The organism is Dokdonella sp. (assembly GCF_019634845.1).
Lineage (GTDB): Bacteria > Pseudomonadota > Gammaproteobacteria > Xanthomonadales > Rhodanobacteraceae > Dokdonella_A.
The window spans coordinates 191,322-202,141 of sequence record NZ_JAHCAQ010000005.1; the positions used below are offsets into that span (position 1 = coordinate 191,322).

Here is a 10,820-nt window from a genome sequence, read left to right on the forward strand (position 1 = left end):
GGAGCGATGCGATGGAAGCTTGGCAGTTGGCGACGGACGCAGGCGATGCCACGCCGTTGATCGTGGTCGACCGCGCGAGCCTGGGCGCGATCACCGCCGCGCTCGGTGCCACCGCCGGTGCCTGGTGCGCCGCGAACGGCTTCAGCGGCGAAGCAGGCGGCTTCGTGGCGGTGCCCGGCAGCGACGGCCGCCCGTTGGCGATGCTGGCCGGCTGCGATCCGCACGACGCCCTGTTCGGTCTCGCCTCGCTCCCGCTGCGCCTGCCCGCCGGCACCTACGCACTCGATCGGCGCGGCCTCGCGCTCGATGCCGCCGAGGTCGCGCTCGGCTGGGCCCTGGGCGCATACCGGTTCGCGCGCTACCGCAAGGCGCCGCGGGCGCCGGCGCGCCTGGTCGTGGACCCCGCGGTTGCCAGCCGCGTCGAACCGCTCGCACAGGCCACCTGCCGCGTGCGCGACCTCGTCAACACACCGACCGAGGACCTTGGGCCGGAACAGCTGGCGGCCGAGGTGCGCGCACTCGCCGCCACGCACGGCGCCGACTATTGCGACTGGGTCGGCGACGAGCTCATCGCGGCGGGATTTCCGACCATCCACGCGGTCGGTCGCGCCAGTCATCGCGCGCCGCGCCTGGTCCAGCTGACGCACGGTCCGGCCCATGCGCCGCATCTGGTGCTGGTCGGCAAGGGCGTGTGTTTCGACAGCGGTGGTCTCGACATCAAGAGCGCCGACGGCATGCGCTGGATGAAGAAGGACATGGGCGGTGCCGCCCACGCCATCGCCTTGGCCGGCCTCGTGCTCGGCGCGCGCCTGCCGGTGCGGCTCACGCTGCTGGTGCCGGCGGTCGAGAACTCGATCGCCGGCAACGCGATGCGGCCGGGCGAGGTCATCACCACGCGTGCCGGCATCAGCGTCGAGATCGACAACACCGATGCCGAGGGCCGCCTCATCCTGTGCGATGCGCTGGCCTATGCGGCCGAGCAGAAGCCCGACCTGATCCTCGATTTCGCCACGCTGACGGGCGCTGCGCGCATCGCGCTCGGCCCTGATCTGCCGGCGCTGTTCAGCAATCGCGACGAACTCGCCACGCAGTTGCTCGACGCCGCACACGCCGTCCGTGATCCGCTGTGGCGCCTGCCGCTGTGGCGGCCTTACCTGACGATGCTCGAATCGCACGTTGCCGACCTCGCCAATGCCGGCGCCTCGCGCCATGCCGGTGCGATCACGGCCGCGCTGTACCTGGAACGCTTCGTGCCCGAAGCGCAGGCTTGGGCGCATCTGGACGTCTATTCATGGAACGACGGCGACAAGCCCGGCCGTCCGCGCGGCGGCGAGGCGCAGGGCCTGCGCGCGTATTTCGAGTTCCTGCGGCGCCGCTACCACTGACCGGGTGCCACGCGGCCGCAGGCCACGGCGCGGCCAGCGGGCATCATCGCCTATGATGAAACACGACCGCCGCCGCCGGCATGACCTGCGGCGGCGGCATGATCTTGCCCTCGACCTGTCACGGAGTTTCCCGATGCCTTCGTTTCCCAATGCCCTGCGCGCGATGCCGGCGCCCAAGCCGCTCGTCGCAGCGATCACGTTCACGCTGGCCAGCCTGATCGCCGGCCCGGTTGCCGCGGCTGGCGCGACGCCAGCCGCAGCGACCGTTCGCGCAAGCGTGCCGTTGCAGGCCCGCCTGCAAGCCGCGCGCAGCTTCGGTCGTCACGCATTGCCGCGCCGGAACGCGCCGCTGCCGGCAGCAACGCGCGGCGGCGCCACGCTGCCGGTAACGAGCTGCGCCGACGATGGCTCCAGCGGCACGCTGCGCAGCGTGGTGGCGGGCGCAGCCAGCGGCGATACGGTCGACCTCAGTGGGTTGAGCTGCTCCAGCATCACCCTGACCCAGGGCGCGATCAGCACCCATCTCGATTCTCTGACCCTGCACGGGCCGGCCACGCCGCTCGCGCTCGACGGCGGCGATGCCGGCAGCGTGCTCACCCACTATGGCGCCGGCACCTTGCGCATCGAGCGCCTCACCATCACCAACGGCTACTACCAGGGCGGCGGCGGCTGCCTGTTTTCGCAGGCGAGCATCACTCTGGTCGACACCGCGGTGCGCGACTGTCACAGCAGCGACCAATACGGCGCCGGCGCCGGCGTGCTGGCACGCGGCGATCTCACGCTGGAGTCGAGCACGCTGTCGGGCAACAGCGGCGCGGTCGCCGGTGGCGGCGCGGTCGCCGATGGCGTCGTCACGATCCGCAACAGCACGATCTCCGGCAACACCGCTGCCGCGGTCGGCGGTGGCCTCTACCACGGCGGCGACGCCGCGAGCGGCGCCACGCTGACGGTCACCAACAGCACGATCACCGGCAACACGGCCAGCTACGGCGGTGGCGGCGTGTACCTGGCCTACGCGCTGGCCACCACGCTGCGCAGCACGATCATCGCGGGCAATACGGCCAGCAGCGGCGCCGACCTCGGCAGCGGTGAGCAGCCAACCGTCACGGGTGACCACAATCTCATCGTGGCGACCGCCTTCGCGCTGCCGGGCGACACGCTGACGGCCGACCCGCAACTGCTGCCGCTGGCCGACAACGGCGGGCCCACGCAGACGCACGCGCTGGCGACGACGAGTCCCGCCCGCGACGCGGGCAGCAACGCCGATGCACTGGCCTATGACCAGCGCGGCGCCGGCTTTGCACGCAGCGTCGGCGGCGGACCCGACATCGGTGCATTCGAGCTGCAGGGCAGTGACCTGATCTTCGCCGACGGCTTCGAGACCGTCACCGCGCCCTGACCGTGGCAACCGCCACTGCGGCTGCCGGTTCGCTCCGGTGGCCGCAGCGGCGCGTCAGTCGAGCGACGGGCGCGCGACGTGCGGCAGCACCTGCTGGGCCAGCTTGACGTCAGCGCGCACGAGATCGATCTCGTCGGACAGGATGTGGGCGGCCTCGTTGAGGATCACGTCGCGGCGCTGCTTGGCTTCCTTCTCACGGGCGAGATCCTTGCTCACGCCGCGCTCGTCGGGTTGCAGGCCATCGTCGCCCGACAGGTCGGGCACATCGCCATCGTCCTCGTCGAGCGCCGATGCTGGCGCGCCGTCGGCCGCCTTGGCGGCAGCGGCCGCGCTTGCGGCCCGGTCAGCGCCCGGCGGCGTCGCCTTGCCGCCGGTCGCGGCATCCGCCTTGGCGTGGGCCTTGCCTGCGGGCTTGGCGTCGGTCGCCGTGGCGGTGCCTTCCTGCGCCGCCTTGGTGGCCGCATCGCGCGCCTTGCGCTTGGCATCCTGCTCGTCGCGCTGCTCACGGCGAACCTTCTCGTTGAGCGAGATCGTCTTCTGCGCACGTAGCGCGCGCGCATCGGCCACGTCGGCCTCGAAGTTGCGCCACGCCACGTTGTTCGCCACACGCGCCGCATGGCGCTGCTCGAGCATCGGCACGATCGCCTTGAGCTCACCGGTCGGCGTGTATTTGGCGGCGGCGATCGAGGTCCACGGCAGCGCGTTGTCGTAGCTCGATTCGCCAAAGTCCTTGGCGTCGACCGTGAGCGGAAAACTGATGTCGGGCGTGACGCCGCGCAGCTGGGTCGAGCCGCCGTTGATGCGGAAGAACTGCGCGATCGTCATCTTGACTTCGCCGAACGCCGGCTTCTCGTTGTGCGCGACGTCGTCGAGGTCGACGAGGTTCTGCACCGTGCCCTTGCCGAAGGTCGGTTCGCCGATGATGACGCCGCGGCCGTAGTCCTGGATCGCGGCGGCGAAGATTTCCGAGGCCGAAGCCGAGCCGCGATTGACGAGCACGGCCAGCGGGCCGTCCCAGACCATCTTCTTTTCGGGCGCCTTCTCCACTTCGACCTGGCCGCTGGCGTTGCGCACCTGCACCACCGGGCCATTGCCGATGAACAGCCCGGTGAGGTCGGTGGCCTCGGCCAGCGAGCCACCGCCGTTGTTGCGCAGGTCGACCAGCACGCCGTCGACGTTGTCGGACTTGAGCTCGGCGAGCAGCCTGGCCACGTCGCGGGTGGCGCTCTTGTAGTCCTTGTCGCCGCGCCGACGTGCATCGAAATCCTGGTAGAAGGTCGGCAGCGAAATGACGCCGATGCGACGCGTGGTGGCGCCGTCCTTGACCTCGATGATCGACTTCTTGGCCGCCTGCTCCTCGATCGAGACCTTCTTGCGCACGAGCGCGACGGTGAAGTGGCTGCCGTCGGGACCGGCATCGGCCGGCAGCACTTCCAGCCGCACCGTGGTGTCCTTCGGGCCGCGGATCTTCTCCACCGCGTCGTCGATGCGCCAGCCGATGATGTCGAGCATCGGCCCGCTCTCGCCCTGGCCCACGCCGACGACGCGATCGCCGACCTTGAGCTTGCCCGACAGCGCGGCTGGACCACCGGGCACGATCTCGCGGATCGCGATGTAGTCGTCATCACGCTGCAGCACGGCGCCGATGCCCTCCAGCGACAGCCGCATCGAGATGTCGAAGTTCTCCGAAGCCCGCGGGCCCAGATAGTTGGTGTGTGGCTCGATCGACGAGGCATAGGCGTTCATGAACGTCTGGAACACGTCCTCGCTGTTGAGCTGACGCACGCGATCGAGATAGTTGGCGTAGCGTTTGTCGAGGGTCTCACGGATGTCCTTGTCGGACTTGCCGGCGAGCTTGAGGCGCAGCCAGTCGTTCTTGATGCGCTTGCGCCACAGCTCGTTGGCCTCGGCGTCATCCTTGGGCCAGGCCGCCTTCTCGCGGTCGTAGTCGTAGCTCTCGTCCTTGCTGAAATCGAAGCCCTTGGCCAGCAATGCGCGCGCATGCGCCACGCGATCGCCGACGCGCTGCTCGTAGATGTTGAAGATCGCGTACGGCGCCGACAGATCCTGGTCGTAGATCGCGTCGTCGAGCTTGTCCTTCCACTGGTCGAACTTCGTGATGTCAGCCTGGGTGAAGAACAGCTTGTCGCCGTCGAGCGCGTCGAGGTAGCGCTTGTAGATCTGCTCCGACATCGCATCGTCGAGCGGCGTCGGCTTGTAGTGGAAGTGGGTGAGGAAACGCGTCGCCCAGATCGCGGCCTCGGCCTGCGTCGGGGTTGGCTTGAGCAGCGGCGGCGCCGACTGCGTGTCGGCCGGCTTGGCGACGGCGGCGCTCGCGAACGCCAGCGCGATCGCGAGGACGAAGAATTTCCGCATTGCACTCTCCACTGGATTACCTTGCAGTCACGCGCTCCCGCGTGCCGGGTCACAAGCCGCGACCTGCCTGCCATCATAGGGGTTGGCCGTGATCGCCGACAGCCACCATGTTGCAGACGGCTGCGGGCGCGCGGCGGATGCGGGGCCTACGACCATGCCGCAGCGCCGATCGTTCCCTCGTCGCGCGCGCGGCTTCAGCGTGCCGGTACGACCGGCGCATCACGGCCGACAGACGGCAACTGGGGACGCGCCCGCTGCGGCTCAAGCCCGAACTGGCGCACCAGCTCGGCCAGCAGCACGTCCTCGACCGGCGCCAGCGAGCCGGGCCCACCGAGATCGGCCAGTTGGGTGACGGCCAAGCCCTGGTAGCCGCAGGGATTGATGCGGTGGAACGGCTCCAGGTCCATGTCGATGTTGAAGGCCAGGCCGTGGAACGAGCAGCCGCGCCGCACGCGCAGGCCGAGCGCAGCGATCTTGGCCTCGCCCACGTACACGCCCGGCGCGCCGGCGCGGCGCACCGCGACCACGTTCCACTCGGCCAGCGTGTCGATCAGCGCCTGCTCGATGCCGCAGACGAGTTCGCGCACGCCGAGCTTGAGCCGGCGCAGGTCGAGCAGCGGATAGGCCACGATCTGGCCCGGGCCGTGGTAGGTGACCTGGCCGCCACGATCGACCGGCACCACCGGAATCTCGCCCGGCAGCAGCACGTGTTCCCACTTGCCGGCCTGGCCGAGCGTGAACACCGGCTCGTGCTCGAGCAGCCACAGCTCGTCGGGCGTATCGGGGCCGCGCGCGTCGGTGAACGCCTGCATCGCGTGCCACACGGGCACGTAGGGTTGGCGGCCGAGGCGCCGCACGAGGATGGGGCGGGACATGAGGCAGGGTGTGGGGCGAAAGATCTGCGCACACTGTCGCCGATTTGGCCGCAAATGGCCAGATTCACGCTGCCAGACTGGCCGCGACGCCGCAACGCACGGAGGTGGAACATGCGCAAGCACGTACTCGGCTCGACGTTGACCCTCGCCCTCGCCGCGACCGCGTTGCCGGCAGTGGCCACGACCGTCACGGTGGATGAGGCTGACGTCGCGGCTTACCGGCAGCAGCAGCGCGACAAGCTCGAAATCCTGCGCAGCGACGGCTCACCGCGCGTGCAGGTGCTTGCGGGTCGGATCTGGCTCGACAACGACAATCCCGCCAACCGCCTGCTGCCCAAGCCGCAGGAGATCGTCGCCCGCGCGGTGCGACTTGCGCCCGACGATGCGTTCGTGCAGTGGGCCGCAGCCGACCAGGGCAGCTACACGAGCAGCCAGTGCGGCCCGACCACCTGGCCCGAGGCCGAGGTCGCCAACCGCACGCGGCTGGAAGCCGACAATGCGGGTGCCTGGCAGTACGCGGTCGCGACGCTGCAGCGGCTCGAGCCCGCCAATGCGGCGGTGCGGCTGCTGGCCCAGCCCCGCGCGCGACATTGAGCGCTTGCGCACGAGCCGCGCCATGGACCCGCCGTGGGGCGGAGCAAGCTCCGCTCTACAGAGGGAGCGAAACGTTCGTCAGCGACTTCTGCGCGCAGGAGCGCGCCGCTTTTCCAGCGGGGCCCCTGAGCGCGGGGGAACGACCGACGAATCGGGGCCGACACACGGCGCCGCCCGCGACAGCGCGGCTCACAGCGTCCAGCGGATGTGCGGATGCGCGCGCAGCGCGGCGTGGACCTCGTCGTATTTGGCGCGGCTGGGGCAGGTGAAGCTCGCCGTCACCGACACGTAGTTGCCCTCGCGCGAGGGTCGCACGCGCACGGCCTCGGCGAGCACGGCCAGTCCCGCCTCGGTGATGATGCGCACGACCTCGTGCTCGAGCCGCTCGCGGGCGCTGCCCATCGCGGTGATCTCGAACACGCCGGGAAACTGGAAGCCCTGCCGTGGATTCTGCGGGTGGAGTTCGCCGAGGTCGTTCATGTCCGGTTCCTGCCTGCCACGCGAGGTGGCCGATGCCGCCAGATGGGGGCGGCAGGCGCTGCGGCAAGGCTCACGGCGATTTGGGGGCCGCAGTCGACACGGCCGGGCCGGCATCGCCCTTCCACCACAGCAGCGCGCCGTCGCTCATGCGCTTGAAGAAGCCACCCTCCTCGCCCTGGGCGAGTGCGATGAGCGGCCGCTCGAGCAGGGTCTTGCCGTCGAGTTCGACCTTGAGCAGGCCCACCTGCTCGCCCTGCGCGATCGGCGCGACGAGCCGCGCCGGCAGTTGCAGGCTGGCCTTGAGCTCGCCGTAGCGACCGCGCGGGAACGTCGCCAGCACGTCCTCGGCCACGCCCAACGCCAGCGTCGGCGTCGCGCCCTTCCACAGCTCGGGCGACACCAGCGCGGCCTTGGCGGCATACAGCTTTTGCGTTTCGAAGAAGCGGAAGCCGTAGTTGAGCAGGGCCTGATTGTCGTCGGCGCGCGCCTTCTCGCTTGGCGCGCCCATCACCACCGCGATCAGGCGCTGGTCGCCGCGCCGCGCCGAGGTCGCAAGACAGAAGCCGGCCTCCGAGGTGTGCCCGGTCTTGATGCCGTCGACCGTGTCGTCGCGCCACAGCAGCGTGTTGCGATTGTGCTGCTTGATGCCGTTCCACTCGAAATCCTTGACCGCGTAGACCTTGTACTCCTCCGGGTAGTCGTGGATCAGCGCGCGCGACAGCAGCGCCACGTCGTGCGCGGTCGTGTAGTGATCGGGGTTGGGCAGGCCGCTGGCATCCATGTAGTGGGTGCCGGTCATGCCCAGTCGCTGCGCGTACTGGTTCATGAGCTGGGCGAAGGTCGCCTCGGAGCCGGCGACGAACTCGGCGAGCGCGATCGCGGCGTCGTTGCCGGACTGGATGATCATGCCGTAGAGCAGATCCTTGAGCGGCACCTTGCTGCCGAGCTGGAGGAAGCTGGTCGAACCATCGGTGCCGGCGCCGCCGCCGCGCCAGGCGTTCTCGCTGATCGTGACCGCATCGTCGAGCTTGATCTTGCCCTGGGCGAGTTCGGCCGACACCACGTAGGAGGTCATCACCTTGGTGATCGAGGCTGGCGCGACGCGGGTGTCGATGTTGTCGCCGGCAAGGACCTGGCCGCTGGCGTAATCCATCAGCAGCCAGGCCTTGGCATCGATCGCCGGCGGCGGCGGTGTCGGACCCGCGCCGGGCTGGGCGCTGCCAGGCGCGGCGGGCCTGGGCACCGCCTGCGGACGGGGCGCGTTCGGATCGAGCGGCTGCGCCGCCGGCGCGGCCGGCTCGGCAGCGCTGCTTGCAGCGGCGCCGGCAGCGACCGCGGCAGTTGCGGCGGCAGCGGTGGCAGCGGCGGGCTTGGCCGGTTTGGCAGGTGCGGTGGCTGCAGGACGGTTGGCGGGACGCTTCGATTTCCGCGGATTGGCGTGGGCGGGGCTCAAGGCGAGCAGCAGGGCGGCGATGACGGCGAGGTACGACAGCTTCATTGCGGGTGATCCGATCCGGGCGAGTACTTCAAGACCGCGATTGTCGCAGAGCGTTCCTGGCAAGACACGCCCACGTGGTGGCCACGCAGCGGCAGACCGCGGGCGCATTCATGCACGATCAACGTTCGATCGCGACGCGTGGCGTGCCGAGACCGAGCTTTTCGATGCGCGCGCCGAGCGCATCGGCCGCGTTGGCGTCGGCGAGCGGGCCCACGCGCACGCGATGGATGGTGCGGCCATCGACCGCGACGCTCGCGATCGACACCTCGCGCAGACCCGCGCGCTGCGCATTGGCCAACGCGCGCTCGGCATTGGCGCGCTCGCCATAGGCGCCCAGCTGCAGGTAGATGCGCGCACTGCCGACTGGCAGCGGCGTGGCGTCGAGCGCGCGTTCGACCGCCACCGACGGCGGCAGCGGTTGTGCCGCGGCACGCGGCGAGGCGACGGCGGCGTCGGGGTGGGCCGGATCGATCGCGCGCACCTCGACCAGACCGGTGCCCTTGGGCCAAACGCCAAGCTTGACCGCCGCCGCATACGACAGGTCGATCACGCGATTGTCGTGGAACGGACCGCGGTCATTGATGCGCACGACCACGCTCCTGCCGTTGTCGAGGTTGGTCACGCGGGCGTAGCTGGGCAGCGGCAGCGTCTTGTGTGCGGCGCTGAACGCGTACATGTCGTACTTCTCCAGCGACGAAGTCAGGTAGCCGTGGAACTTGTTGCCATACCAGGAGGCGATGCCGCGCTCGACGTAACCGCGCGCATCGGGCAGCACGCGATAGCTCTTGCCGAGCACCTCGTAGCGGTCCTTGTTGCCGTAGCGCGCGCGCGGCTCGACCTTCGGCACCGGTTCGGGGATCTTCGACACGTCGATCGGTGGCGCCGCCGGACCATCGTCGCTGCCCTGGCGGTAGCGCTGCGACTGCGGTTTGCGCAGGTCATCGACCGCATCGTGCGTGCCTGCCGGCGCCTGGTCGGAGCGATTGCCGGCAGGGCGCGGCGCTCGGCTGGCACAGGCCGCCAGCAGCACGCAGGCAGCCAGCACCAGCAGCCGCACCAGCGCAGTCACGGCACCGCGGCTCCTGCCGCGATCGCCTGCGCGAGCTGGTACACCGCCAGCGCGTACATGGGACTCTTGTTGTAGCGGGTGATCGCGCGGAAGTTGCCGAAGATGAGCCAGTACTCGACGCTGCGCTCGCCTTCGAGCGCAAGCAGCGTTGCGGGCGTGGCGGCATCGACGTGCTCGGTCGGCGCATAGCCCCAGGCTTCCAGTTGCTGCACGGTATAGACCGGATCGAGCCCGGGCTCGGGTGGCGGCGTGGCGGTGGCGGCCGGCTGCGCGCGGATCGCCACCGGCGCGCCGGCCTGCCAGCCGTGCGCGACGAAATAGTTGGCGATGCTCGCGCTGATGTCGGGCAGCGAGTTCCACAGGTCGATGCGGCCATCGCCGTCTTCGTCGCGTGCCCACTGCGCGATGCTGGTCGGCATGAACTGGCCCCAGCCCATGGCGCCGGCGTAGGAGCCGCGCAGCTCGTCGAGTGGATAGGCCAGGTGTGCGTCGCCGAGCAGGAACAGCTGCTTGAGCTCACCACGGAAAAACCGGGCGCGCGGCGGATAATGGAACGCCAGCGTGGCCAGGGCGTCGAGCACGCGATACTTGCCGGTGATCTTGCCGTAGCCGGTCTCCACGCCCATGATCGCGACGAGAATCTCGGGCGCGACGCCCTGTTCGGCGCCGATGCGATCGAGCAATTCGCGGTGTTCGCGGTAGAACGTCACGCCGGCATCGATGCGCTGCTGGCCGAGGAAGATCGGCCGGTACTGGGCCCAGGTCCGCGTGGCCTCGGCAGGCTTGGAGATCGCATCGAGGATCGACTGCTGCCGCTTGGCACCGGCGAGCGTGGCCAGCACCGTGGCAGCCGGCGGGCCTCCGTCGCGCTCGACCTCGGCGGCGAATTCGCGTTGGGCGGCGTCGGGCGGCGGGGTGGTGGCGGCCTTGGCCGGCGCGCGCGCCTGGGCAAGACCGCACCAGCAAACGAGGAGCATGGCGCACGCGGCGCGGATCGGGAACTGCATGCACGTACTGTAGCAGGCCGTGGCCGCCGTCCGCTGCGGCCCGCACGGCCGCGGCTGCCGGCCCAGGCCGCGCGTGACCGGGCTGTGGCCACCGTCATGGTTTTGCCACCCGCAGCGGTGTAGCGTCGAGCGGCAGC

General features: G+C 70.1%; 9 protein-coding genes. 3 read left to right on the forward strand and 6 right to left on the reverse strand.

Translation table 11 applies throughout. The features are described from left to right. Window positions 1-11 precede the first annotated feature (11 nt). Together KF903_RS05560 and KF903_RS05565 are read left to right on the forward strand one after the other, a co-directional pair. Window positions 12-1,385 carry a leucyl aminopeptidase family protein gene (locus KF903_RS05560; protein ID WP_291212152.1) on the forward strand — a complete coding sequence of 458 codons (1,374 nt, stop codon included), beginning with the start codon at window positions 12-14 and terminating at the stop codon, window positions 1,383-1,385. 133 nt (window positions 1,386-1,518) lie between these two features. Continuing rightward, window positions 1,519-2,784: a right-handed parallel beta-helix repeat-containing protein gene (locus tag KF903_RS05565; RefSeq protein ID WP_291212155.1), complete on the forward strand. Its 1,266-nt coding sequence runs from the start codon at window positions 1,519-1,521 to the stop codon at window positions 2,782-2,784. Between the two features lie 54 nt (window positions 2,785-2,838). On the opposite strand, the gene KF903_RS05570 is transcribed toward KF903_RS05565, so the two are convergent. Together KF903_RS05570 and lipB are read right to left on the reverse strand one after the other, a co-directional pair. After that, window positions 2,839-5,160, reverse strand: a complete 2,322-nt coding sequence (locus tag KF903_RS05570; protein ID WP_291212158.1) for a carboxy terminal-processing peptidase — start codon at window positions 5,158-5,160, stop codon at window positions 2,839-2,841. 194 nt (window positions 5,161-5,354) lie between these two features. Then, the gene (lipB, locus tag KF903_RS05575) at window positions 5,355-6,035 is read right to left on the reverse strand and encodes a lipoyl(octanoyl) transferase LipB (protein ID WP_291212161.1); all 681 of its coding nucleotides are present in this window, start codon (window positions 6,033-6,035) and stop codon (window positions 5,355-5,357) included. A gap of 111 nt (window positions 6,036-6,146) precedes the next feature. On the opposite strand from lipB, the gene KF903_RS05580 reads away from it, so the two are divergent. Next, window positions 6,147-6,629, forward strand: coding sequence for a hypothetical protein (locus KF903_RS05580; protein WP_291212164.1), 483 nt, complete (start codon window positions 6,147-6,149; stop codon window positions 6,627-6,629). Between the two features lie 189 nt (window positions 6,630-6,818). On the opposite strand, the gene KF903_RS05585 is transcribed toward KF903_RS05580, so the two are convergent. The 4 genes from KF903_RS05585 to mltB all read right to left on the reverse strand — a co-directional run bounded on the left by KF903_RS05585 (window position 6,819) and on the right by mltB (window position 10,683). Then, the gene (locus KF903_RS05585; protein WP_291212166.1) at window positions 6,819-7,109 is read right to left on the reverse strand and encodes a DUF493 family protein; all 291 of its coding nucleotides are present in this window, start codon (window positions 7,107-7,109) and stop codon (window positions 6,819-6,821) included. 70 nt (window positions 7,110-7,179) lie between these two features. After that, window positions 7,180-8,607 (reverse strand): D-alanyl-D-alanine carboxypeptidase family protein, encoded by a 1,428-nt coding sequence (locus KF903_RS05590; RefSeq protein WP_291212169.1) that lies wholly within the window; start codon window positions 8,605-8,607, stop codon window positions 7,180-7,182. Window positions 8,608-8,725: 118 nt separating this feature from the next. Further along, window positions 8,726-9,676, reverse strand: coding sequence for a septal ring lytic transglycosylase RlpA family protein (locus KF903_RS05595; protein ID WP_291212172.1), 951 nt, complete (start codon window positions 9,674-9,676; stop codon window positions 8,726-8,728). Then, window positions 9,673-10,683, reverse strand: a complete 1,011-nt coding sequence (gene mltB / locus KF903_RS05600; protein WP_291212175.1) for a lytic murein transglycosylase B — start codon at window positions 10,681-10,683, stop codon at window positions 9,673-9,675. The genes KF903_RS05595 and mltB overlap by 4 nt, the downstream gene beginning before the upstream one ends. Window positions 10,684-10,820: the final 137 nt, after the last annotated feature.